Below are 24,770 nucleotides of genomic sequence, written 5' to 3' on the forward strand. Positions count from 1 at the left end.
CTCCCGGCGTCGGCGTCGATAAGCGATATCTATCGTACCGGATAAATCCTGTATTGGACGCTTATCGACCGCACGCCTACGCTCTTCGGAAGGCTTGACGCAGGACCGGCCGGGCGCTGCGGCACGCGGCCCGGGCACCTGCGCAGGCAATCCAGGAGACGCACGCATGAACGACACCGCTCGCACGCCGGACCCCGGCGCATCCAATATCCCCGACAGCCGGGGTCTCAATTTCTTCACCGTCGATCCCGATCTCGGCGCATTGCTGAAGCTGCATCTCGGCGACGCGCACTATGCCGAACTCGAGCCGCGGCTGCGCGCGCTCGGCGCGCGCGTATCGGGCGAACTCGACGAATGGGCGTCGCGCGCGGACAAGCATCCGCCCGTGCTCGAGCATCGCAACCGGCGCGGCGAGGCCGTGCAGCGGATCGACAAGGATCCGGCGTACGTCGCGCTCGAACGTGTCGCGTATGCGGAACTCGGGCTTGCGTCGCTGAGCCATCAGCCCGATGCGGTGCCGCCGCTCGTCAAGTACGCGCTGACGTTCCTGTTCGTGCAGGCGGAATTCGGATTGTGCTGCCCGGTCAGCATGACCGATTCGCTGACGCGCACGCTGCGCCGCTTCGGCGATCCCGCGCTCGTCGCGCGCTACCTGCCGAGGCTCGCGTCGCGCGACTTCGACACGCTGTACCAGGGCGCGATGTTCATGACCGAGCAGGCGGCCGGGTCCGACGTCGGCCGGATCGCGACGCGCGCGACCCGCGAAACCGACGCGCACGGCGAGACCGTCTGGCGCCTGACCGGCGACAAGTGGTTCTGTTCGAACGCGGACGCCGATCTCGCGATGGTGCTCGCGCGGCCCGACGGTGCGCCGGACGGCATCAAGGGGCTCGCGCTGTTCCTGCTGCCGAAGACGCTGCCGGACGGCACGCGCAACGCGTACCGGATCGTGCGCCTGAAGGACAAGCTCGGCAGCCGTTCGATGGCGAGCGGCGAGATCGCGCTCGAAGGCGCGCAGGCCTACCTGATCGGCGAGATCGGCCGCGGCTTTCACCAGATGGCCGACATGATCAACATGTCGCGTCTGTCGAACGGCGTGCGCGCTGCGGGGCTGATGCGGCGCGCGCTGAACGAAGCGCTGCACGTCGCCGCGCATCGCGACGCGTTCGGCCGCAAGCTGATCGAGATGCCGCTGATGCAGCGCCAGCTGATGAAGATGCTGCTGCCGGCCGAAGCCGCGCGCGCGATGTTCATGCAGATCGCGCTGCTGCTGCCGCAGGCCGATGCGGGCGACGAGCAGGCGGCGCGCTGCGTGCGGATCCTGACGCCGCTGATCAAGTTCCGCGCGTGCCGCGACGCGCGCCGCGTGACGGGCGACGCGATGGAAGTGCGCGGTGGCACCGGCTATATCGAGGAATGGAGCGACGCACGGCTCGTGCGCGACGCGCACCTCGGCTCGATCTGGGAAGGCACGAGCAACATCGTCGCGCTCGACGTCGCGCGCGCCGCGCAGCGCGAGCATGCGCTCGACGCGCTGCGCACGTTCCTCGGCGATCGTCTGGGCGCGGCGCCGCTGCCCGACGCGAGCCGCACGGCGCTGCGGCGCATTCTGGCGCGGGCGTGCGATGCGCTCGCACGGGTCGCCGAGGAAGGCGACGACGCGCGCGTGCGGCAGGCGGCGTCCGCGCTGTATTACGCGAGCGCGGCCGTGCTGATGGCCTGCGAGGGCGCGCGGCTCGCGCCGGATTTCAGGCGTCTCGCGCTCGCGCACCTGATCGTGCGGCACAAGCTGCTGCCGGTCGATCCGCTCGCACCGGCATCGCGCGACGATGAGTCGGCCGTGTCCGATGCGCTGCTGCGTGGCACGCCGGTGCCGCTCGACATGGCGCTCGACCTGCTGCCGGAGGTCGAACGATGAGCACGATGACAGCGACACAGGCGGCAACGGCGAACACCACGCGCGGCGCACTGCACGACCTGAAGGTCGTCGACCTGAGCCGCGTGCTCGGCGGCCCGTACTGCACACAGGCGCTCGCCGACCACGGCGCGACGGTGATCAAGATCGAGCCGCCCGACGGCGACGAGACGCGCGGCTGGGGGCCGCCGTTCCTCGGCGACACGGCCTGGTACTTCATGGGCGTGAACCGCAACAAGGAGGGGCTCGCGCTCGACCTGTCGCACGACGAAGGGCGCGCGATCCTGTGGCGCCTGCTCGAAGACGCCGACGTGCTCGTCGAGAACTTCAAGCCCGGGACGCTCGCGCGCTGGGGGATGGACTACGCGCGCGACCTGCAGCCGCGCTTCCCGCGGCTGATCCATTGCGCGGTGACCGGCTTCGGCGACGACGGCCCGCTTGGCGGCCTGCCGGGCTACGACGCGGTGATCCAGGCGATGGCCGGGCTGATGAGCGTGAACGGCGAGCGTGACGGCGCCGCGACACGCATCGGCTTGCCGATCGTCGACATGGTCACGGGGCTGAACGCGCTCGCCGGCATCCTGCTGGCGCTCGCGGAGCGCGAAAAGAGCGGGCGCGGCCAGTCGATCGACGTGGCGCTGTACGACTGCGGCGTGTCGCTGCTGCATCCGCACCTGCCGAATTTCTTCGGGTCGGGCCGCGTGCCGGAACGCAGCGGCAACGCGCATCCGAACATCGCGCCGTACGACAGCTACCGCACGGCGACCGTGCCGATTTTCCTCGCGGTGGGCAACGACCGGCAGTTCGCGCGGCTCGTCGCACATCTCGGTGCGCCGGCGCTCGCCAGCGACCCGCGCTTCGTCGATAACCGCAGCCGCTGCGCGCACCGGCCGCAGTTGAAGGTCGAACTGGAAGCGCGGCTCGCCGCGCACGCGTGCGAGCCGCTCGCGCGCGACCTGATGGCGGCCGGCGTGCCGTGCGGGCCGGTGCGCACGGTAGCCGACGTCGCGCACGATCCGCATGCGCTGCACCGCGAGCTGTTCGTCGAGATCGGCGCGTATCGCGGCACCGCGTCGCCGGTGAAGCTGTCGCGTACGCCGGCGACCTACCGGTCGGCGCCGCCCGCGCTCGGCCGCGACACGCGCGCGGTGCTCGACCGTCTCGGCGTCGATCGCGCGCTCCAGCAGCAATTGCTCGATGCGGGCGTGCTGAAGGTCGCGCCGGACGAGACATGACGGGCCTGCGAAATCCGCAGATGCGCGTCGCCCCGAACCGACCGATCGCAACGTCAACCTCAACCCCGGGCAACGCAACGTAGCGCAATCCCGCCAGCCGGCGGCGCAAGGCCGGCCATCCGGCAACGCGCGCGACAGTCGCGCAGCCGAACAAACATGGAGACATCGATGAGCCGTCCGCAATCCCCGCCCGCCGCGCAGCCGCGGCCCGGCCGCGCCGCCCTCGCGGCGTTCGTCGGCACCACGATCGAGTGGTACGACTTCTACATCTACGGCACGGCCGCCGCGCTCGTGTTCGGCAAGGTGTTCTTTTCCAGCACGATGGACCCCGGCGTCGCGACGCTGCTCGCGTTCGTCACGTTCTGGGCCGGCTTCGCCGCGCGGCCGCTCGGCGGGATCGTGTTCGGCCATCTCGGCGATCGCGTCGGCCGCAAGACCGCGCTCGTGATCACGCTGGTGATGATGGGGCTCGCGACGACCGGCATCGGCCTGCTGCCCGGCTATGCGTCGATCGGCGTATGGGCGCCCGCGGGCCTCGTCGTGCTGCGCGTGCTGCAGGGCATCGCGGTCGGCGGCGAGTGGGGCGGCGCGGTGCTGATCGCGAGCGAGAATGCGCCGAAGCATCGCAGCATCCTGTATGCGGCGTTCGCGCAGCAGGGCTCGCCCACCGGCAACCTGCTGGCCACGGCCGCGTTCTTCGCGCTGAGTGCGCTGCCGACGCCGTCGTTCCTGATGTGGGGCTGGCGCATTCCGTTCCTGCTGTCGGCCGTGCTCGTGATCATCGGGATGGTGATCCGGCTGCGGCTCGAGGAGTCGGTCGACATGCAGCGCGTGCTGGCGCGCAAGCGCACGGTGAAGCTGCCGCTACGCGACGTCGTGCGCGACCACTGGGTCGTCGTGCTGCTCGCGGCCGGCACGCTGCCGGTGATCAACGTCACGTATTTCCGCAGCACGTTCGCGCTGTCGTGGGCGACCAGGGAGCTCGGTTACGCGCAGGGCACGTTCCTCGGCATCCTGTCGATCTCGCTCGTCGTGCAATTTCTGATGCAGCCGGTCGGCGCGTGGTTCGTATCGAAAGTCGACATGCGGCGCGCGATGTGCTGGATCCTGGTTCCCGAGATCGTGCTGATGCCGGTGATGTTCCATGCGCTCGCGACGCGTTCGTACTGGGTCGCTGTCGCGGGCATGTGCATTTCGACGATTCCGTCGGCGATGTTCTACGGCGCGGTCGGCGGCGTGCTCGCGCGCGTGTTCCCGGCCAACATCCGCTATACGGGCCTGTCGCTTGCGTATCAGTTGAGCGCGCTGGTCGTCGGCGGCGGCACGCCGGTGCTCGCGCAGGCGATCCTCAACGCGACCGGCAGCATCGTCGGCGTCGCGATCGCGTCGGGGCTGTATGCGCTCGTGTCGCTCGCGTGCATGCTGGCGCTGCTCAATCGCACCGGGTATCGCGCCGACGAACTGTCGAGCGCCGAGCGCAGCGATGCGGCCGAGTGGGGCACCGAGAGTACGGGGGCGGGGAGCCCCGCAGGCGAAGCCGCGCAACCCGACGATCGCGGCACGTTGAAGCCGGCAGGTTGAGCCGGGCAGGCCGGTGCGATGCGGCGAGGTGGCGATTCGGCGATTCCGCGGCATCGGGCGCCCGGCGGGCCGCGCGTCGCGTTACCTTCGCTGGCGCCGGATCACGCATTCCCAAAAGCAAACGGCACCGTGCGATACACGGTGCCGTTTGCCTGGACATTGGCTTCACGTCGCGACGCCGCCGGTACGGCCGGCCGTCGCGAGTCGCGTCGCTTTAGCCTTCCGTCGGCGGCACGTAGCCGGACGCCTGGTCCGCGCCGTCGCCGAAGAAGTACTTCTCCGTCTGCTTCATCAGGTACTGGCGCGCACGCGGGTCGGCCATGTTCAGGCGGTTTTCGTTGATCAGCATCGTCTGCTGCTTGAGCCAGCCTTGCCACGCTTCCTTCGAGACGCTCTCGTAAATGCGCTTGCCGAGTTCGCCCGGCAGCGGCGGGAAATCGAGGCCTTCGGCTTCCTTGCCGAGCTTCGCGCATTGGATCATTCGAGCCATCGTGTACTTCTCCTGTAATCGGTCTGGGGGGAAGGGCAGTCGTGCCTGCACTCAGAGCTGCTTCATCAGCACGAGCGACTTGCGCTGCCAGTTATAGAGTTTGCGGCGGTCTTCCGGCAGGTCGTCGACGCTGACCTTGACGAAACCGCGCTTGAGGAACCAGTGCTCGGTGCGCGTCGTGAGCACGAAGATGTGCGTGAGGCCGCGCGCGCGGGCGCGCTGCTCGATGCGCTTGAGCAGACGTTCGCCGTCGCCCGAGCCTTGCGCTTCCGGCGCGACCGTCAGGCACGCCATCTCGCCGATCTTCTCCTGCTGGTACGGGTACAGCGCCGCGCAGCCGAACAGCACGCCATCGTGCTCGATCACCGAGAAGTGATCGATGTCGCGTTCGATCTGGTGGCGGCCGCGTCGCACCAGCGTGCCGTCCGACTCGAGCGGCTCGATCAGCGACAGGATGCCGCCGACGTCGTCCGGCGTCGCTTCGCGCAGGCTCTCGAGGTTCTCGTACGAGATCATCGTGCCGACGCCGTCGTGCAGGAACAGTTCGAGCAGCATGCTGCCGTCGAGCGACTGCGGGATCAAGTGCGCGCGGGTCACGCCGCCGCGGCATGCGCGGATCGAATGCTTGAGGAAGAATGCGTCGTCGCCTTGGATGTTGCCGGAATCGAGCAGCTCGGCCGCCGCGTCGAGCGACATTTCACGCACCAGCTCGCCTTCGTCGCCGACGATGCCGGGCCCTTCGGTCAGGAAGATGATCTTGTCGGCGCGCAGCGCGATCGCGGCCGCCGACGCGACGTCTTCCATCGACAGGTTGAACGCCTCGCCGGTCGGCGAGAAACCGAGCGGCGACAGCAGCACGAGCTTGCGGCTCGCGAGCGAATGACGGATCGATTCGGCGTCGATCTTGCGCACGATGCCCGTGTGCGCGAAATCGACCCCGTCGAGAATCCCCACCGGCCGCGCGGTCACGAAGTTGCCCGACACGACGCTGATGTGCGCGTGCGCCATCGGCGAGTTCGGCAGACCCTGGCTGATCGCGGCCTCGATGTCGAGACGCACTTCGCCGGCCGCTTCCTTCGCCGATTCGAGCGCGCGCGCATCGGTGATGCGCAGCCCGTGCGAAAACTCGGATTCGACACCGTGCAGGCTCAGTTGCTCCTCGACCTGCGGGCGCGAGCCGTGCACGAGCACGATCTGGATGCCCATCGCCTGCAGCAGCGCGATGTCGGACACGAGCGCATTCAGCAGCCCCTGCTGCACCACCTCGCCGCCGAACCCCACGACGAACGTGCTGTTGCGGAACTTGTGGATATAGGGCGCGACGGAGCGCATCCAGTCGACGAACTGCGCGTGGCTGGCGGCCGAATCGTCGGCGGCCGGCGGCGTCGCGGCGCCGGTCTGGGCGGGAGGGAGGTCGGTTTGGGAATTCATGGGCGGGATTATAATGCGCCCCCATGTCGAATGTTTCTAAAAGTCCCGCGCCGACGCGGGCCAATACGCCGTCGGCGAAGCACCCGGATGGTGCGGCCGATGCGCGCGAGCAGCAGGGCCGGCCGCAGCGCCAGCAGCAGGGCACGCCGGCGGGCAAGCCGGCACCCGCGCCGCGCGGGCCGCGCAATGACGAACGGCGCGGCGACGCCCGCCAGCCGGCCGCGAAGGGCGCGCCGCAGTCAACCGGCGAGCGCGCCCCGCGCCGCGAGCGTGCACCGCGCGCGGCAGTCCCGCCGAATCCCGTCCCGCTGATCACCTACCCCGAAAGCCTGCCCGTGTCGGGCAAGCGCGACGAAATCGCGCGCGCGATCGCCGGTCATCAGGTTGTCATCGTCTGCGGCGAAACCGGCTCGGGCAAGACCACGCAGTTGCCGAAGATCTGTCTCGATCTCGGCCGCGGCCTCGGCGCCGGCGGCACCGGCCTGATCGGCCATACGCAGCCGCGGCGCCTGGCCGCGTCGTCGACCGGCCGCCGGATCGCCGAGGAACTCGGCACGCCGTTCGGCGAGGTGGTCGGCTACAAGGTGCGCTTCACCGACAATCTCGCGCCGGGCGCGTCCGTGAAGCTGATGACGGACGGCATCCTGCTCGCCGAGACGCAGACCGATCCGCTGCTGAAAGCGTACGACACGCTGATCATCGACGAGGCGCACGAGCGCAGCCTGAACATCGACTTCCTGCTCGGCTATCTGAAGGAAATCCTGCCGAGGCGGCCGGACCTGAAGCTGATCGTCACGTCCGCGACGATCGACGCCGACCGCTTCGCGCGCCATTTCGGCACCGAGGAGCGTCCGGCGCCCGTGATCGAGGTGAGCGGGCGGCTGTATCCGGTCGAGATGCGTTACCGCCCGGTGGCCGAGGATCGCCCAGCGGTGAAGAACGCCGAGGGGACGGGCGGCCGCGACCGCGTGAAGACCGCGCGCGAAGCCGAACGCGACCTGATGGACGCGATCGTCGACGCGGTCGACGAGCTGTGCCGAGAGGGCCCCGGCGACGTGCTGGTGTTCCTGCCCGGCGAGCGCGAGATTCGCGAGGCGGCCGAGGCGCTGCGCAAGCACCATCCGCCGCACACCGAGATTCTGCCGCTGTTCGCGCGGCTGTCGGCGGCCGACCAGGACAAGGTGTTCAAGGCGTCGAACGCGCGCCGGATCGTGCTTGCGACCAACGTGGCCGAAACCTCGCTGACGGTGCCGGGCATCCGCTACGTGGTCGACACCGGCCTTGCACGCGTGAAGCGCTATTCGTACCGGAACAAAGTCGAGCAGTTGCAGGTCGAGTCGATCTCGCAGGCCGCCGCGAACCAGCGCGCGGGCCGTTGCGGCCGCGTGGCCGACGGCATCTGCATCCGCTTGTACGAGGAAAGCGACTATCAGGCGCGTGCGCGCTTCACCGATCCGGAAATCCTGCGCTCGTCGCTCGCGTCGGTGATCCTGCGGATGAAGTCGCTGCACCTGACCGCGATCGAATCGTTCCCGTTCCTCGAGCCGCCGCCCGGCCGCGCGATCGCGGACGGTTATCAGTTGCTCAACGAGCTCGGCGCGGTCGACGACGACAACGCGCTGACGCCGCTCGGCCGCGAACTCGCGCGGCTGCCGCTCGACCCGCGCGTCGGCCGGATGATTCTCGCCGCGCGCGACCAGCAGTCGTTGCGCGAGGTGCTGATCATCGCGAGCGCGCTGTCCGTGCAGGACCCGCGCGACCGCCCGATCGAAGCGCAGGAGCAGGCCGACCAGGCGCATCGCCGGTTCGCGGACGAGCGCTCCGAATTCTTGCAGTGGCTGAAGATCTGGGCGTGGTTCGAAGAGGCCGTCGCGCACAAGAAGTCGAATCGCCAGCTGATCGACGCGTGCCGGCAGAACTTCCTGTCGCACCTGCGGCTGCGCGAGTGGCGCGACGTCCATTCGCAGCTGCTGACGGTCGTGCGCGAGCATGGCTGGCGGTTGAACGAAGTCGAGGCCACCTACGAGCAGATCCATCTGGCCCTGTTGACGGGCCTGCTCGGCAACCTCGGGATGAAGGCCGACGACGATCCGCATTACCTCGGCGCACGCGGGATCAAGTTCTACCTGTGGCCGGGCTCCGCGCTCGCGAAGAAGGCCGGCCGCTGGGTGATGGCGGCCGAGCTCGTCGAGACGAGCCGGCTGTACGCGCGCTGCCTCGCGAAGATCGAGCCGGAGTGGGTCGAGAAGATCGGCGCGCACCTGCTGAAGAAGTCGCTGTCGGAGCCGCATTGGGAGAAGCGTCCGGCACAGGTCAGCGCGTTCGAGCGCGCGACGCTGTACGGGCTGCCGATCTACCACCGGCGGCGCGTCGCGTTCGGCAAGCAGGACCCGGCGCGCGCGCGCGAGCTGTTCATCCGCGGCGCGCTGGTCGAAGGGGAATTCGACACGAAGCTGCCGTTCTTCGCGCACAACCGCAAGCTGCTCGCCGACATCGAGCAGCTCGAGCACAAGTCGCGCCGCCAGGACGTGCTGGTCGACGACGAGCTGATCTACGCGTACTACGACCACGCGATCCCGGAAGGCATCCATACGGGCGCCGCGTTCGAGCGCTGGTATCGCGACGAAGTGAAGAAGGGCGGTCAGCCCGACGACAAGCAGCGGCTGCTGTACCTGTCGCGCGACGACCTGATGCGCCACGAGGCGGCCGGCGTGACGACCGACCTGTTCCCGAAGCGCGCGACGATGGCTGGCGTCGAGATGGCGCTCACGTACCACTTCGAGCCCGGCACGCCGCGCGACGGCGTGACGCTCGCGGTGCCGCTCTACGCGCTGAACCAGGTCGACGCGCGCCGCTGCGAGTGGCTCGTGCCCGGGATGCTGAAGGAAAAGGTGCAGTTGCTGCTGAAGTCGCTGCCGCAGAAGCTGCGCCGGCACTGCGTGCCGCTGCCCGAGTACGCGGCCGGCTTCGTCGAGCGGATGGGGCGCGAGCGCTTCGGTGCGGGCGGGCTCGTCGAGGCGCTGATCGCCGACGTGCGCGGCGAGACGCAGGTCGCGATGAAAACGGCCGACTTCAAGCTCGAGACGTTGCCCGCGCACCTGTTCATGAATTTCAAGGTGATCGACGAGCATGGCCGCCAGCTCGCGATGGGGCGCAATCTCGCGCAGCTTCGCCAGGAGCTGGGCGCGCAGGCGCAGCAGCAGTTCCAGAAGATCGCGGCGGCGTCGACGATCGCGACCGGCGGCGACGCGGGCGCGGGCGACGCAGGCGACACGGCCGCGCCCGCCGCCCCGCCGGGTTCGGCGGCGCGGGGCGGCAAGCCGGGCAAGGGCGCGGCGCCGCAGACGGCCGCCCCGGCCGAAACCGGCGCGACCGCGCTGTACGAGAACCTGACGACGTGGAATTTCGGCAAGCTGCCCGAGCTGCTGGAAATCCGCCGGCGCGGCCAGACGCTGTACGGCTATCCGGCGCTCGTCGACCGCGGCACGCATTGCGACGTCGAGGTGTTCGATTCGCCGGAGGAGGCCGCGCGCATCCACCGGGCCGGCTTGCGGCGGCTGTTCGCGCTGCAGCTGAAGGAGCCGATCAAGTTCCTGGAAAAGAACCTGCCGGGCCTGCGCGAGATGGCGATGCAGTACATGTCGCTCGGCACGCAGGACGAGCTGCGCGACCAGCTGATCGACACGGCGCTCGACCGCGCATGCCTGCAGGACCCGCTGCCCGACGACGACGCGAGCTTCCACGCGCGCCGCGACGAGGGCCGCAGCCGCCTGAACCTGCTCGCGCAGGAAATCGCGCGGCTCGTCGGGCAGATCCTGGCCGAATACGCGGGGCTCGTGAAGAAGCTCGCGCAGGCGAAGCCGTTCGCGCAGGCCCATGCGGACCTGCAGCAGCAACTGGCCGCGCTGGTCGGCAAGCGCTTCGTGATCGACACGCCTTACGCGCAGCTTGCGCATTTCCCGCGCTACCTGAAGGGCATCGCGCTGCGGATCGACAAGCTGAAGGCCGATCCGGCGCGCGACGCGAAGCAGTCGGCCGACCTGCTGCCGCTCGCCCAGCAGTACCAGCGCGCGGTGTCGCAGCGCGGCGGCGTCGCCGATGCGCGGCTCGCGGAATTCCGCTGGCTGCTCGAGGAACTGCGGATTTCGCTGTTCGCGCAGGAACTGCGCACGCCGATGCCGGTCTCTGTCAAGCGTTTGCACAAGGTCTGGGAGTCGATGCAGCGCTAGCGCGACAGCGGTGGGCCGGGCCTCGACGGCCGGCCCGGGCCTGCACCGCGGCGTGCGACGAGGTGACGCAAAAGCGCCGCAATACCGGCATGGGTCAACCGGAGGGGCCCGCCGAACGTTCTACAATCACTGCTGTTCCACGACGTGAGTCTTCATGCGCACTTTCCTTTCCTTCGGCCGCACGCTTGCGCTGGCCGCCGCCGTGCTGGCGCCCGCCGCACACGCGAACAACGTGATCGTCCTGAATTCGGCCGAAGCGACGCTTTCCCTGATCGACCAGCAGTCCCGCGAGGTCGTTTCCACGATGCCGACCGGGAAGGAGCCGCACCATTTGATGGCGACGCCCGACAATGCGTCACTGATCGTCGCAAATTCGGTCTCGAACAGCCTGATGTTCGTCGATCCGAAGACGGGCAAGCTGCAGCGCACGGTCGAAGGCATCGAGGATCCGTACCAGCTGGGCTTTTCGCCCGACAAGAAGTGGTTCGTGTCGACCGGGCTGCGCCTCGACCGGCTCGACATCTACAGCTACGACGGCCGCGACCTGCATCTCGTGAAGCGCCTGCCGCTCGCGGTGATGCCGAGCCACCTCGCGTTCACGAAGGACAGCAAGACCGTGCTCGTGTCGCTGCAGGTGTCCGGCGAGATCGCGGCGGTCGACCTCGCGACGCAGACGGTCAAGTGGAAGATGCCGGTCGGCAAGGTGCCGGCGGGCCTGTGGATGACGCCGGATGACAAATACCTGCTGGTCGGCATGACGGGCGCCGATTACGTCGCGGTCGTCGACTGGCGCAATCAGAAGGTCGTGAAGACGATCCAGACGGGCAAGGGCGCGCACAACTTCCGCTCGCTCGCCGACGGCACGCACGTCGCGATCACGAACCGCGTCGCGAACACGATCAGCATCATCGACGAGATCACGCTCACCAAGGTCGGCGACATCACCGGCCTGCTGCCGGGCCCCGACGACATGGAGCTGTCCGCCGACAAGAAGACGCTGTGGGTGACGTTCCGTTTCGCGAAGAAGGTCGGGATCATCGATCTGGCCTCGCGCAAGCTGGTGCAGACGATCGCCGTCGGCCGCTCGCCGCACGGCATCTACTTCTACGACCGCGCGCCGTGGAAGGCGGCGAACGGCGCGTGACGGGCGGAGGCGAACGATGCTGCACCTGATCGATGCGTTCGTGTCGGACATCCAGACCTGGCTGTACGTCGACGTCGTGCAGCCGCTCCTCTTCAAGTTCAACCTGATGGACTACGACGAGGACACCTACGATGCGCTGTACTGGGTGATCGTCGGCGCGCTGCAGATGGTGCTGATGTTCGCGCTGCTGCGCCCGCTCGAGGCGCTGCTGCCGGTCGAGCGCTGGAAGAACCGCCGCGCGGTGCGGGTCGACGTGATCTACACCGCGATCTCGAAGCTCGGCATCTACACGCTGTTCTTCTTCTTCGCGCTGCAGCCGGTGTTCGACAACCTCCAGGCATGGCTGCGCCTGCACGGCGTCGCGAACGTGAACCTCGACTATCTGTGGCCGGGCGTGACCTCGCAGCCGATCGTCGCGTTCGCGATCTACCTCGTCGTGCTCGATTTCGCCGGCTACTGGTATCACCGCTGGCAGCACAAGTTCGGCATCTGGTGGGAGCTGCACGCGGTTCATCACAGCCAGCGGCAGATGTCGCTGTGGTGCGACGACCGCAATCACCTGCTCGACGACGTGCTCCAGTCGTGCTTCTTCGCGGCGATCGCGCTCGTGATCGGCGTGACGCCGTCGCAGTTCGTCGTGCTGACCGCGGTCACGAACTTCCTGCAGAGCATCCAGCATACGAATGCTCGGCTGTCGTACGGCCGCATCGGCGAGCGCCTGCTCGTCAGCCCGATCTTCCACCGCCGGCACCATGCGGTCGGCTACGGCCACGAAGGCACCAAGTACGGCTGCAACTTCGGCGTGCTGTTCCCGTGGTGGGACATGATGTTCGGCACCGCGTCGTGGAACCGCACGGTCGAGCCGACCGGCATCCGCGAGCAGGTCGACGGCGTGTCCTACGGCGACGGCTTCTGGTCGCAGCACGGCCTCGCGTTCGTGCGGATCTTCCGGCGCCTGTTCCCCGCGAAGCGCGGCGCGGCGTCGGCCTGATCCCGAGCGGGCCGCTCTCCCGTTGAACGGCTTTCCCACCCGGCCCGCCTGCGCTTTGGCGCACGCGGGCCGTGTGGTTTATCCTTTCCCCGTTTTTCTCCGTCAATCCCGATTTCATAGGCTCGCATGAACGACCTGCTGCGTTCCTTCGTCCGGGCGCTCGCCAGCGCGCTGCACCCGCGCATGCTGTGGCTCACCCTGATGCCGTTCGTCGTGTCGGCGCTGCTGTGGGGCGTCGTGCTGTGGTTCTCGTGGCAGACGCTGCTGGATCTCGCGCGCGGCGCGCTCGACGGTTTCGTGCTGACGGCCGCGCTGTATCGCGCGTTCGATGCGATCGGCATGTCGCAGCTGCATGCGGTCGTCGCGCCGTTCGTGGTCGTGTCGCTCGCGATCCCGCTGATCGTGCTGACCGTGCTGCTGCTGATCGCGACGATCTCGATGCCGGTCGTGATCAAGCACCTGTCGAACCGGCAGTTCGCGGCGCTCGAGCCGAAGCGGGGCGGCACCTTCCTCGGCAGCGTGGTCAATTCGCTCGGCGCGGCGATCGTCGGCGTCGTGCTGCTCGTCGTCACGATCCCGCTGTGGCTGATTCCGCCGTTCTTCGCGCTGCTGCCGCCGGTGATCTGGGGCTGGCTCACGTACCGCGTGATGACCTACGACGCGCTCGCGCTGCACGCGAGCCGCGACGAGCGCCGGGCGCTCGTGCGCCGGCATCGCTGGCCGCTGATCGGCATCGGCGTCGCGACCGGGCTGCTCGGCACCGTGCCGACCTTCGTGTGGGTCTCGTCGGTCTGGATGATGGTGCTGTTCCCGTTCGTCGCGGCCGCCATGATCTGGGTTTACGCTTTCATCCTCGTCTTCTCGGCGCTGTGGTTCGGGCACTACTGCCTGCGCGCGCTGGAAGACCTGCGCGCCAGTGCGCGCGCTACCGCAATCGACATGGGGCAGGCATGAGCATCGGCATCATCATCATCGGCGACGAAATCCTTTCGGGCCGCCGGCAGGACAAGCATCTGGCGAAGGTCATCGAGCTGCTCGGCGCGCGCGGCCTCGCGCTCGACTGGGCCGAATACGTCGGCGACGATCCGGCGCGCATCACCGCGACGCTCGCGCGTGCGATCGCGTCGGGCGACATCGTGTTCTCGACGGGCGGGATCGGCGCGACGCCGGACGACCATACGCGCCAGTGCGCGGCCGCCGCGCTCGGCGTGCCGCTCGAGCTGCATCCGGACGCGAAGGCGTTGATTTCGGAACGGATCCGCGAAACGCACACCGATCCGGCCACGCCGGTCGACTTCGAGTCGCCGGAAAACCAGCATCGCTTCAACATGGGCGTGTTCCCGGCCGGCGCGACGATCATCCCGAACGGCTATAACCGGATTCCGGGCTTCTCGGTCGGCGATCTCCACTTCGTGCCGGGCTTCCCGGTGATGGCATGGCCGATGATCGAATGGGTGCTCGATACGAAGTACGCGCATCTGCATCACGCGACGCCGCATGCCGAGCGCTCGCTGTACGTGTTCGAGCTGCCGGAATCGACGCTCACGCCGCTGATGGAGAAGATCGAGCGCGATTTCCCGGGCGTGCGCGTGTTCAGCCTGCCGAGCGTCGGCGACGCGGAGCGCGGCGGCATCTATGCGCGCCGTCACATCGATCTCGGCGTGAAGGGCGAGCCGGAAGCGGTCGCGGCCGCGTTCGTGAAGCTGCGCGAAGGCGTGCACCTGCTCGGCGGCGACGTCGTCGAGCCCGACACGCCGCGCGCTTGAGCGGCGGCCTGCAACAACCCGGCCGCACCAAAAGCAACGGGCCGCGCAACGCGGCCCGTCATCGGCATGTCATCGCGCGGCTCGACGATGAGGCTGTCGCAACCGGCAGGCGCGGCGCGCCGTCAGGCGCCGATCCACGGCAGTTTGCGGAAGCACCAGCCGTCGACCGTCTTGCGGTGGCCTTCGGCGTCCTTCGCGCCTTCGAAGCCTTCGAGCAGGTCGAACGCCTTCGTGAAGCCGGCCTGCGCGGACGCGACCGCCGCGAGCTTCGAGCGCGCGGCGCTGCGGCACAGGAACAGGATCGGCGTATCGGCCGGGAGGGCCGCCTTCAGTTCGTTGACGAATTCGGCGTTCGGCACGCCGCCCGGGTAGCGCGTCCATTCGAGGTGCAGGTACTGGCCGTCGCCGACGAGCGGGCGGCCGATCCAGTCGAGCTCGGCGCGCGTGCGCACGTCGACGAGGCGCGCGGATGGGTCGAGCTGCAGCAGTTCGAATGCCTCGACCGGCAGCAGCGCGCCGGCATAGTTGAGCGCGCCTTGTGCGCGGCGTTCGTCGGCCTTCGCGTAAAGCTGGTCCAGCGTACTCATGGCAGGGGTCTCCGTATCGGTCAAACGGCCATTCTAGCGCGACGCCGCCGCACGAACGTCCGGAGGCGGCACGGTGCGCGGGCCGGACACGCGCTCACCAAAACGGTGCAGAATGGGCGGCATGCACCAGAATGATCGCGTTGCGCGGATGTGTTCGATCGATTGCACCATCACGGTGCGATGTCGCCATCGCCGGTGCGGCGCCCGGCCCCGGAATCGCGCAGCGAAGCCCCGCTGCGGCGCGGGCCGGCGTGATTCGCGTCGGTTTTGCGATGGTTGGCACGGAAGCTGCTATATAGAATTCGGTCGAATCGGGGCGCGCTGCGCCAAAGCAAGACCCCGGTCAGCTCGATAAACGAGGCGGTTTCCCAGTCCGCCGGAATTGTTCAATCAGGAGAAGAGGTTATGAGTAAAACCGTCGCCGACGTCATGCAGCTCGTGAAGGACGAGGACGTCAAGTTTGTCGATTTCCGCTTCACGGACACGCGCGGCAAGGAACAGCACGTGTCGGTGCCGGTTTCGGCGTTTGACGAAGACAAGTTCGAAAGCGGTCATGCATTCGACGGTTCGTCGATCGCGGGCTGGAAGGGCATCGAGGCGTCGGACATGCTGCTCATGCCGGATCCGAGCGCTGCCTTCGTCGACCCGTTCTATGAAGAGTCGACCCTCGTGCTGACCTGCGACGTGGTCGAGCCGGCCGACGGCAAGGGCTACGAGCGCGATCCGCGTTCGCTCGCGAAGCGCGGCGAAGCGTACCTGAAGAGCACGGGTATCGGCGATACGGCGTACTTCGGTCCGGAACCGGAATTCTTCATTTTCGACTCGGTCCAGTGGAACACGGACATGTCGGGCTGCTTCGTGAAGATCAACTCGGAAGAAGCGCCGTGGTCGGCAGGCAAGGAATTCGAAGGCGGCAACACGGGCCACCGTCCGGGCACGAAGGGCGGCTACTTCCCGGTCGCGCCGGTCGACACGTTCCAGGACATGCGTTCGGAAATGTGCCTGCTGCTCGAACAGCTCGGCATCCCGGTCGAAGTGCACCACCACGAAGTGGCGGGCCAGGGCCAGAACGAAATCGGCACGAAGTTCTCGACGCTGGTGCAGCGCGCCGACTGGACGCAATGGTCGAAGTACATCATCCATAACGTCGCGCACTCGTACGGCAAGACGGCGACGTTCATGCCGAAGCCGGTCGTCGGCGACAACGGTTCGGGCATGCACGTTCACCAGTCGATCTGGAAGGACGGCCAGAACCTGTTCGCGGGCAACGGCTACGCCGGCCTGTCGGAACTGGCGCTGTTCTACATCGGCGGCATCATCAAGCACGCGCGTGCACTGAATGCGATCACGAACCCGACGACGAACTCGTACAAGCGTCTGGTCCCGCACTTCGAAGCACCGGTCAAGCTCGCTTACTCGGCACGCAACCGTTCGGCATCGATCCGCATTCCGCACGTGTCGAACCCGAAGGGCCGCCGTATCGAAACGCGCTTCCCGGATCCGATGGCGAACCCGTACCTGTGCTTCACGGCACTGATGATGGCCGGCCTCGACGGGATCCAGAACAAGATCCATCCGGGCGAAGCCGCGGACAAGAACCTGTACGACCTGCCGCCGGAAGAGGATGCAAAGATCCCGACCGTGTGCGCGGGCCTCGACCAGGCACTCGAAGCGCTCGACAAGGATCGCGAGTTCCTGACCCGCGGTGGCGTGTTCACCGACGGCATGATCGACGCGTACCTCGCGCTGAAGGAGCAGGAGCTGGCGAAGTTCCGCATGACGACGCACCCGATCGAGTTCGAGATGTACTACTCGCTCTAATCGGCGATGGCGCTTCGATTCAGCGCCGTCATGCCGGTTCGTTCCCGTCGCGCGGTTGGCGGCGGGAGCGGCGGAGTCTGAAAGGGGACGGCGTCCGGCCGTCCCTTTTTTGTTCCGACGATTTTCATTTTCTGGCCCGGTGAGGCGCGACAAGCACGCAGATGGTTCTGAAGAATCTGATCAAGGCGAAAACGGGGCAGCCCGAACGACTGACGGACGACGAGCGGCTCGCGCGCTCGGGTCTGCTGGCGGGGCTCGAAGCGCTGCCGACGGTCGTGATCGTGCTCGACCGCAAGACGCTGCGGGTCGCGTTCGCGAACCCGTCCGCGGAGGCGATGCTCGACATCTCGCGGCGGCAGCTCGCGCAGCGGCCGTGGGGCGAGATTTTCCCGAACGCGAACGAGCTCGCGTCGACGATCACCGCGATCGGCCAGGAACGCTTTCACGCGACGCACCTCGATACCGTGCTCGACCGGCCCGGCCGCGAACCGCTGCACGTGCATGCGATCGTCGGCTTCCTCGAGAGCGCGCCCGATTTCGTGCTCGTCGAGCTGTTCGAGAACGAACGGCAGTCGCGCACCGATCGGGAAGAGCGCATCCACGACCTGACCGCGGTCAACAAGCAACTGATCCGCAATCTCGCGCACGAGATCAAGAATCCGCTCGGCGGCATTCGCGGCGCGGCCCAGCTGCTCGAATTCGAACTGGGCGAGCGCGAGCGCGGCGAGTTGCGCGAATACACGCAGGTGATCATCAAGGAGTCCGACCGCCTGCAGACGCTCGTCGACCGGTTGCTGGAGCCGCACCGGCATCCGCACATCGTCGGCGACGTGAACATTCATGAAGTATGCGAACGCGTGCGCGCGGTGATGCTCGCGGAATTCCCGCGCGGGCTCACGATCGAGCGCGATTACGACGTGAGCGTGCCGGACCTGCGCGGCGACAAGGAGCAGTTGATCCAGGCGCTGCTGAACATCGTGCGCAACGCCGCGCAGGCGCTGCGCGAACGAATCGCGCAGGGCGACGCGAAGATCGAGCTGCGCACGCGCATCGCGCGCAAGATCACGATCGCGAAGCGCCTGTACAAGCTGGCACTGGACTTGCACGTGGTCGATAACGGGCCCGGCATTCCGGAGGAGATCCGCGACCGGATCTTCTACCCGCTCGTGTCCGGACGCGACGACGGCAGCGGCCTCGGCCTCACGCTCGCGCAGACGTTTGTCCAGCAGCACGACGGGATGATCGAGGTCGAAAGCCGGCCCGGACGTACCGAATTTCAGATTCTGCTGCCGCTCGACCATTGAGCGGCGGCATTGCGATTCACCCATACCTGACCGACCTATGAAGCCGATCTGGATAGTAGACGACGACCAATCGATCCGCTGGGTGCTTGAAAAGGCACTCGCCCGGGACAGCTTCGCGACGAAGAGCTTCGCGAACGTGCGCGACGCGCTGGCCGCGCTCGACCACGAGACGCCGCAGGTGCTCGTGTCCGACATCCGGATGCCGGGCGGCTCGGGCCTCGAATTGCTGCAGGCGATGCACGAGCGGCTGCCGGGCCTGCCCGTCATCATCATGACGGCGTTCTCCGATCTCGACAGCGCCGTCGCGGCGTTCCAGGGCGGCGCGTTCGAATATCTCGCGAAGCCGTTCGACGTCGACAAGGCGGTCGAGCTGATCCGTCGCGCGGTGGAAGAAAGCCTGCGCGGCGGCGCGCCGCAGGACGAGCGCGTGGCCGAGGCGCCGGAGATGCTCGGCCAGGCGCCCGCGATGCAGGACATGTTCCGCGCGATCGGCCGGCTGTCGCATTCGGCCGCGACCGTGTTGATCACCGGCGAGTCGGGCACCGGCAAGGAGCTCGTCGCGCGGGCGCTGCACCGTCACAGCCCGCGCGCGAACGGGCCGTTCATCGCGCTGAACACGGCGGCGATTCCGAAGGATCTGCTCGAATCCGAACTGTTCGGCCATGAGCGCGGCGCGTTCACCGGCGCGCAGACGACGCGGCAGGGCCGGTTCGAGCAGGCCGAGAACGGCACGCTGTTCCTCGATGAAATCGGCGACATGCCGTTCGACCTGCAGACGCGCCTGTTGCGCGTGCTGTCGGACGGGCAGTTCTATCGCGTAGGCGGTCACAACCCGCTGCGCGCGAACGTACGCGTGATCGCGGCGACGCACCAGAATCTCGAGTCGCGCGTGCGGCAGGGGCTGTTCCGCGAGGACCTTTACCACCGGCTCAACGTGATCCGGCTGCGTCTGCCGCCGCTGCGCGAACGCAGCGAGGACATCGCGCTGCTCACGCGCCACTTCCTGCAGAAGAGCGCGCGCGATCTCGGCGTCGAGCCGAAGCGCGTGTCCGACGACGCGCTCGCGTACCTGACGTCGCTGCCGTTTCCCGGCAACGTGCGGCAGCTCGAGAATCTCGCGAACTGGCTGACCGTGATGGCGCCTGCGCAGACGGTCGAGATCAAGGACCTGCCGCCCGACCTCGTGCCAGCCGGTGCGCCGGTCGTCGCGACGGGCGACGGCGCGGACCTGCACGGCAGCGGCAGCCACGCGACGGCGGCGCCTGCCGCGATCGGTGCAGCGCCGACGGCCGCGCCGGTCGCGAGCGCGGCGAACGGCAGCGCGCCGACCGGCTACCCGCTGTGGGAGCACGGGCTGCGCACCGAAGTCGCGCGGCTGTTGCGCGAGAACTCGGCCGACGTGATGGACGAACTCGCGCGCCGTTTCGAGGCGGCCGTGATCCGCGAGGCGCTCGACTTCACGCGCGGCCGCAAGGTCGAAGCCGCGGAGCGGCTCGGCATCGGCCGCAACACGATCACGCGCAAGATCCAGGAACTCCATCTGGAGCCCTGACCGAGCACGATTCGCGGCATGCGCGGGCCCGCGCATGCCGCGATCGGACATAATCGCGGTTTGCACGCCGTTTGCCATCCCGCCGATCCTCCATGTCCGACTCCTTCCGCTGGCCCGCCGGGGCCGACCCGTTCCGTTTCCTCGAAGCACTCGACAGCAAGCGCGCCCGCACGTGGGTCGACGAGCAGAATGCGCGCACGCGCGCCGCGCTGCGCGACGACGATGAATATCGTGCGTTGACCGCACGTCTCGCGAAAGCGTATCTGCCGCGCGAACGCCCGGTGATTCCGACCCGCTGGCGCGACTGGGCATACGACCTGTGGCAGGACGATCTCCATCCGAAGGGACTGTGGCGCCGCACGCGCTGGGCCGACTGGCGGGCCGGCCAGCCGGCGTGGGAAACGCTGCTCGACGTCGACGCGCTCGGCGCCGAAGAGGGCGAATCGTGGGTGTTCGAGCAGGACGCGATCCTGTATCCGGACGGCGATCGCGTGCTGCTGTCGCTGTCGCCGGGCGGCGCCGACGCGGTCGTCGTGCGCGAATTCGATCTCGTTGAGCGGCGGTTCGTCGACGGCGGGTTCACGATCGACGCGCCGGGCCATCACACGGTCGGCTGGATCGACCGCGACACCGTGTACGTGAGCTGGGATCGCGGCGAAGCGCATGCGACCGCGGCCGGTTATCCGTATGAGGCGCGGCGCTGGGTACGCGGCACCGCGCTCGCCGATGCGCCCGTCGTGTTCAGCGGCGAGCCGGACGACATCAGCGCCGGCGCATGGTACGACCCGATCGACCGCCGCCACGTCGCGTGGCGCAGCGTCGACTTCTTCGACGCGCACGCGTACCGGCTGACCGATGCGGGCGAATGGGCGCGCTACGACGTGCCGACGCATGTCGAGGTCGGGTTCTGGGAAGGCTGGCTCGTGCTGGAGCCGCGCCTCGACTGGGAGTGCAACGGCGTGCGCCACGCGGGCGGCTCGCTGCTCGCGATCCGCGAGCAGGCGTTCCTCGCCGGTGCGCGCGAATTCACGACGTTGTTCGCGCCGCGCCCGACGACGTCCGCCTGTACGTGGACGCACACGCGCACGACGTTGATCGCGAGCTGGCTCGACGACGTGCACAACCGCACGATGCTGTGGCAGCCGAAGCAAGCAGAAGACGGGTCATGGACGTGGGACGCGCGGCCGTTCGACTGGCCGGGCGACGCGCAGATCGACGTCGAACCCGTCGAGTCGACGCTGAACGACGAGGTGTACGTCGACGTCGACACCTATCTCGATCCGCCCGAATGCTGGCTGGCCGATCTTGCCGATCGCGCGGACGATGCGCCATCGCGCCGCGTGCTGCTCGACCGGCCGCCGGTGCAGTTCGATGCGGCCGGGCTCGTCGTCCGCCGCGCGAGCGCGCGTTCGCGCGACGGCACGGTGGTGCCGTACACGTTGATCGGTCCGCGCGATGCCCTCGATGCACCGGAAGGCAGGGCGCGTGTCGCGCGGCCGTGCCTGCTGTCGGGCTATGGCGGCTTCGCGATTCCGAACCTGCCGGGCTACAGCGATGCGTTCGGCATCGGCTGGCTCGAGCGCGGCGGCGTGATGGCGTTCGCGCACATCCGCGGCGGCGGCGAATTCGGGCCGCGCTGGCACGTCGACGCGCAGCGCGAACACCGGCAGCGTTCGTTCGACGATTTCATCGCGGTCGCCGAGGATCTCGTCGCGACCGGCGTGACGCACGCCGCGCAGCTCGGGATCGAGGGCGGCAGCAACGGCGGGCTGCTGGTCGCCGCGTGCATGGTGCAGCGGCCCGAGCTGTTCGGCGCGGTGCTGTGCCGCGTGCCGCTGCTCGACATGCAGCGCTATCCGAAGCTGCACGCGGGCGCCGCATGGCTCGACGAATACGGCGACCCCGACGATCCGCGCGAAGGCGCGGCGCTGGCCGCGTATTCGCCGTATCACCGCGTGCGCGCAGACGTCGCGTATCCGCCGTTGCTGCTGACGACGTCGACGCGCGACGACCGCGTGCATCCCGCGCATGCGCGCAAGATGGCCGCGCGCATGCAGGCGCTCGGTCACGAACGGGTGTGGTACTGGGAGAACACCGACGGCGGCCACGGCAGCGCCGACGATCTCGAACGCGCGGAAGCCGACGCAGCCGAATTCGGCTTTCTGTGGGCCCATCTCGGGCCGGCGCCCGCGCGGCGCTGATCGCGCGCGGGCGGCCTGGGGCCTGTTATCGGCGTGAACAGGTCCTGGACGATCAGCCGACGATCGCGACGACGGGCGTGTGGTCGGACGGCTGTTCCCACGTGCGCGGCACGCGATCGACCTCGCACGACGCGCAGGTCGCCGCGAGCGCCGGCGACAGCAGGATGTGATCGATACGCAGCCCCGCGTTGCGGCGGAACGCCATCATCCGGTAGTCCCACCACGTGAAGGTTTTCTCGGGCTGTTCGAAGCGGCGGAACGCGTCGACGAAGCCGAGTTCGATCAGCTGCGCGAAATGCGCGCGCTCCTGCGGCGACACGAGGTTCTGGCCTTCCCATTTCGCAGGATCGTGCACGTCGCGGTCTTCCGGCGCGATGTTGTAGTCGCCGAGCAGCGCGAGCTTCGGGTAGCGCTGCAGCTCGGTGCGCAGCCATGCCTGCAGTGCGTCGAGCCACTGCATCTTGTAGACGAACTTGTCGGAGTCGAGCGCCTGGCCGTTCGGGAAGTACGCGGACACGATGCGCACGCCGTCGACCGTCGCGGCGATCACGCGCTGCTGCGAATCCTCGAAGCCGGGGATGTTGCGCACGACGTCCGATTCGTCGACGGCGAGCGTGTCGCGCACGAGGATCGCGACGCCGTTGTAGGTCTTCTGGCCGGTGAACCAGCTGCGGTAGCCGGCCGCCTCGAGATCGGCGCGCGGGAATTTCTCGTCCGGCAGCTTCAGTTCCTGCAGGCACAGTACGTCGGCGCCGCTTTGCGCGAGCCAGTCGAGCACGTGCTGTTTGCGGACGTTGAGCGAGTTGACGTTCCAGGTGGCGATTTTGAGTGGCAATGTAAACCCTTGAATTTATTGAGAATATGTTTTTTTTCGGTTTTTATACCCCGATAGGTACCCCGAAAATTGATGTGTTCACGCAACATCACGTTCATTCATGCGCCGCCAGTCTGACATACGTCGTGGAAAGCAAACAGGGCTGCCAGTTGGCAGCCCTGTTGGGTGCCGATGCGAGCCATCACACATCGCTTCGTCGCCATGCGTCTTCGCGCTACTTCAGCTTCCGCAACACTTTGCCAGCGACCGAGTCGACGGTCCTATCCTAGGCGCTGTGTTCGCAGGCCGCTTTTCCGGGGGCACGTTGTTACAGTGGCGTCGCATCCGCCCAGAGGACGGCATAGGCTTCGATTTTCAGGCCGGCAGTTTCACTATCCACCCTCACAATAGAGGCTGGCGAACGCGCCGCAAAGTCCTTCAGTGATTGCGTGAGAGTCCACGCCTGTACCTCGTCTATTGCGATGAGACGGTCGTGCAGGCTTCGAGCTGCGGTGAGCCGAATTTCGAGCGGCCTGGTCGTGCCGTACTGCTTTCGCCAGTTTTCAGCGGCAGGTTTCAGGCTCGTTTTCGCGCTTCCTGCATCAGACAGAACGCGGACCGGCACACCTTCAGGTGCTAGCACTGCAAAATCCGTCAATACCTTAGCGTCTGCGTATGGATCAACGATCAGGACGTCTAGGCGCGCCGTAGTCAGAATTTTCGATACCGCCGCGAATGCGGAAAACGATTCTCCAACGGGGATGAACGCCCCCTGCGAAGTTGCAGGGGCCTTCAGTTCGGCCCTCGCGAGCGCCCTATGGACGATAGCCACGACGATTTGTGCGTTCGACTCGCGCAGTACCGAATCTAGGTTTTGCGCAGCCACCTTTAAGGTAACCAAGTCGCCCAAATCCCCGCTCGCCTCAACCAGCGCGGCCGCTCGCCCCAGCCACTGGTTCGTCTCAGCGGAAATGGGACCTAGGCGCGTCAAATCAGGTGTCGTCTCAACTAGACGGCCCAACTGCACGTAAAGCGATTCGGGATCAAGGCTCATGGAGGCAAGAATATTAAGATAGTCAACAGAGGCATGCCGTGATGCCGCAGGCCGCTTCAGTAACCGCGCGATCGGTATTCGCCCAACTTCCGCTCTTCTTCGGCGCGCTTATGTTCCGTTTCCTTCGCGATGAACTCGTCTTTGCGTTCCAGTAGTACCTTCCAAACGAAATCATGAAAGCTGAACGGATAATGGTCTTGATGATGTGAACCGCCTGGAGTCCATACGAGTCGTTTTCCCTGCAGCATGCTGACAGGCGGGCTGTACACGTAGGTATAGAAGGAAGGTGAGCCACCGCGCAGGGCCTTTGCGACCACCGCGATTTCTTCCTTGGACAGGTGGTCCAATTGGGCAATGGCGACCTCTTGCGCCTGCTCGCGTCGCTCATCTTGTTCCTTGCGACGGACTGCACGCCGTTGCTCTAAGGCGGACTGTTTATGTTTCTCTCGGAAGGGACCGAGCAAGGCGTAGACGCCGCCAACGACGGCCATCGCTGTGAATACGACGGCCACGATAATTAGTACGGGGAGGGCGACAGCACCTAGCAGGCTGTTGAAAAGCGCCTCGTTCCGACGATCGGGGCACTGTTTAAAAGGGTTTCGTATGCGATTGGCCGCTGAGTTGCTGACGAATCGTGCCGGATGCCCCGCTTGCG

18 protein-coding genes are annotated in these 24,770 nt (G+C 67.5%); 12 read left to right on the forward strand and 6 right to left on the reverse strand.

Annotated elements, in window-relative coordinates; all coding sequences use genetic code 11:
• Positions 1–166 precede the first annotated feature (166 nt).
• The 3 genes from HWX55_RS28560 (at position 167) to HWX55_RS28570 (ending at position 4,731) form a co-directional block, all read left to right on the forward strand.
• Complete coding sequence (locus tag HWX55_RS28560) at positions 167–1,918, forward strand: acyl-CoA dehydrogenase family protein (RefSeq protein ID WP_175978161.1); 1,752 nt, start codon at positions 167–169, stop codon at positions 1,916–1,918.
• Between the two features lie 5 nt (positions 1,919–1,923).
• Positions 1,924–3,150 carry a CoA transferase gene (locus HWX55_RS28565; protein ID WP_175978171.1) on the forward strand — a complete coding sequence of 409 codons (1,227 nt, stop codon included), beginning with the start codon at positions 1,924–1,926 and terminating at the stop codon, positions 3,148–3,150.
• 168 nt (positions 3,151–3,318) lie between these two features.
• The gene (locus HWX55_RS28570) at positions 3,319–4,731 is read left to right on the forward strand and encodes an MFS transporter (protein WP_175978162.1); all 1,413 of its coding nucleotides are present in this window, start codon (positions 3,319–3,321) and stop codon (positions 4,729–4,731) included.
• A gap of 214 nt (positions 4,732–4,945) precedes the next feature.
• Here HWX55_RS28570 and HWX55_RS28575 read toward each other — a convergent pair whose 3' ends face one another.
• Positions 4,946–5,221 (reverse strand): oxidative damage protection protein, encoded by a 276-nt coding sequence (locus HWX55_RS28575; protein WP_006478357.1) that lies wholly within the window; start codon positions 5,219–5,221, stop codon positions 4,946–4,948.
• 51 nt (positions 5,222–5,272) lie between these two features.
• Positions 5,273–6,652: an amino-acid N-acetyltransferase gene (argA, locus tag HWX55_RS28580; RefSeq protein WP_050013028.1), complete on the reverse strand. Its 1,380-nt coding sequence runs from the start codon at positions 6,650–6,652 to the stop codon at positions 5,273–5,275.
• Between the two features lie 23 nt (positions 6,653–6,675).
• Between argA and hrpA the strand changes: the two genes are divergently transcribed.
• The 5 genes from hrpA to HWX55_RS28605 all read left to right on the forward strand — a co-directional run bounded on the left by hrpA (position 6,676) and on the right by HWX55_RS28605 (position 14,782).
• Positions 6,676–10,881 (forward strand): ATP-dependent RNA helicase HrpA, encoded by a 4,206-nt coding sequence (gene hrpA / locus HWX55_RS28585; RefSeq protein ID WP_175978163.1) that lies wholly within the window; start codon positions 6,676–6,678, stop codon positions 10,879–10,881.
• A 154-nt stretch (positions 10,882–11,035) separates the two neighbouring features.
• The gene (locus HWX55_RS28590; protein WP_175978164.1) at positions 11,036–12,025 is read left to right on the forward strand and encodes a beta-propeller fold lactonase family protein; all 990 of its coding nucleotides are present in this window, start codon (positions 11,036–11,038) and stop codon (positions 12,023–12,025) included.
• 16 nt (positions 12,026–12,041) lie between these two features.
• Complete coding sequence (locus HWX55_RS28595) at positions 12,042–13,016, forward strand: sterol desaturase family protein (protein ID WP_124651465.1); 975 nt, start codon at positions 12,042–12,044, stop codon at positions 13,014–13,016.
• Positions 13,017–13,142: 126 nt separating this feature from the next.
• On the forward strand, positions 13,143–13,970 hold the full coding sequence (locus tag HWX55_RS28600) for an EI24 domain-containing protein (RefSeq protein WP_050013024.1): 828 nt from the start codon (positions 13,143–13,145) through the stop codon (positions 13,968–13,970).
• Positions 13,967–14,782 (forward strand): molybdopterin-binding protein, encoded by an 816-nt coding sequence (locus tag HWX55_RS28605; RefSeq protein WP_050013023.1) that lies wholly within the window; start codon positions 13,967–13,969, stop codon positions 14,780–14,782. The genes HWX55_RS28600 and HWX55_RS28605 overlap by 4 nt, the downstream gene beginning before the upstream one ends.
• A 122-nt stretch (positions 14,783–14,904) precedes the next feature.
• Here HWX55_RS28605 and HWX55_RS28610 read toward each other — a convergent pair whose 3' ends face one another.
• A complete protein-coding gene (locus HWX55_RS28610) occupies positions 14,905–15,369 on the reverse strand; it encodes a rhodanese-like domain-containing protein (RefSeq protein ID WP_006478364.1) in 465 nt (154 codons plus the stop codon).
• A gap of 405 nt (positions 15,370–15,774) precedes the next feature.
• Here HWX55_RS28610 and glnA point away from each other — a divergent pair, with 405 nt between their 5' ends.
• The 4 genes from glnA to HWX55_RS28630 all read left to right on the forward strand — a co-directional run bounded on the left by glnA (position 15,775) and on the right by HWX55_RS28630 (position 22,247).
• On the forward strand, positions 15,775–17,190 hold the full coding sequence (gene glnA, locus HWX55_RS28615; RefSeq protein ID WP_017331833.1) for a type I glutamate--ammonia ligase: 1,416 nt from the start codon (positions 15,775–15,777) through the stop codon (positions 17,188–17,190).
• 161 nt (positions 17,191–17,351) lie between these two features.
• Complete coding sequence (gene glnL / locus HWX55_RS28620) at positions 17,352–18,494, forward strand: nitrogen regulation protein NR(II) (protein WP_006478366.1); 1,143 nt, start codon at positions 17,352–17,354, stop codon at positions 18,492–18,494.
• A gap of 37 nt (positions 18,495–18,531) precedes the next feature.
• Positions 18,532–20,046, forward strand: coding sequence for a nitrogen regulation protein NR(I) (gene ntrC, locus HWX55_RS28625; RefSeq protein ID WP_175978165.1), 1,515 nt, complete (start codon positions 18,532–18,534; stop codon positions 20,044–20,046).
• Between the two features lie 92 nt (positions 20,047–20,138).
• Positions 20,139–22,247, forward strand: coding sequence for a prolyl oligopeptidase family serine peptidase (locus HWX55_RS28630; RefSeq protein WP_175978166.1), 2,109 nt, complete (start codon positions 20,139–20,141; stop codon positions 22,245–22,247).
• Positions 22,248–22,299: 52 nt separating this feature from the next.
• On the opposite strand, the gene xth is transcribed toward HWX55_RS28630, so the two are convergent.
• The 3 genes from xth to HWX55_RS28645 all read right to left on the reverse strand — a co-directional run.
• Entirely contained in the window at positions 22,300–23,082 is a 783-nt protein-coding gene (gene xth / locus HWX55_RS28635; RefSeq protein ID WP_175978167.1) for an exodeoxyribonuclease III, read from the reverse strand.
• A gap of 307 nt (positions 23,083–23,389) precedes the next feature.
• On the reverse strand, positions 23,390–24,115 hold the full coding sequence (locus tag HWX55_RS28640; RefSeq protein ID WP_175978168.1) for a phosphatidylserine/phosphatidylglycerophosphate/cardiolipin synthase family protein: 726 nt from the start codon (positions 24,113–24,115) through the stop codon (positions 23,390–23,392).
• 56 nt (positions 24,116–24,171) lie between these two features.
• A partial coding sequence (locus HWX55_RS28645) for a hypothetical protein (RefSeq protein ID WP_244140662.1) occupies positions 24,172–24,770 on the reverse strand: 599 nt, incomplete at its 5' end.

The sequence above is a fragment of the Burkholderia sp. BCC1047 genome (assembly GCF_902833155.1).
Classification (GTDB): Bacteria; Pseudomonadota; Gammaproteobacteria; order Burkholderiales; family Burkholderiaceae; genus Burkholderia; species Burkholderia sola.